This window comes from Acinetobacter johnsonii, from assembly GCF_048551975.1.
GTDB classification, from domain to species: Bacteria; Pseudomonadota; Gammaproteobacteria; order Pseudomonadales; family Moraxellaceae; genus Acinetobacter; species Acinetobacter johnsonii_A.
In genome coordinates this window covers 1-276 of sequence record NZ_JBIMCF010000218.1, presented here as the reverse complement: position 1 = coordinate 276, position 276 = coordinate 1, and the positions used below count along the sequence as shown (strand labels likewise).

Annotated in this window: 1 pseudogene; it reads right to left on the bottom strand. The window is 46.0% G+C overall.

What is annotated here, in order from left to right:
* Positions 1 to 276, bottom strand: a pseudogene (locus tag ACG9ZB_RS17310) (hypothetical protein); the annotation flags it as partial.

Genomic DNA, 276 nt, shown 5'->3' with positions numbered 1-276 from the left:
GCTTTTTGGTAATAACTTTGAACTTGGGCAGTGACACGTTTGTGGTCGGGATGACTTTCATCCATGTATGCCTCTGATGCGATTAATTCTTGAATGTTCTCGGCACCGCTTTGTTGGGTGTTTTGAGGCGGCATATCTTCTTGTAATGCCTTGCCAAAATAGGCAGCTAGACGAATACCGAATGTTGGTGAGTCAACATCTGTCGTTTGCAGACCAGCCGCCTGAATTGCTTGATTGGCGAAACGCAAGTTAGCTTCGTAATCGTTACCCCAATCC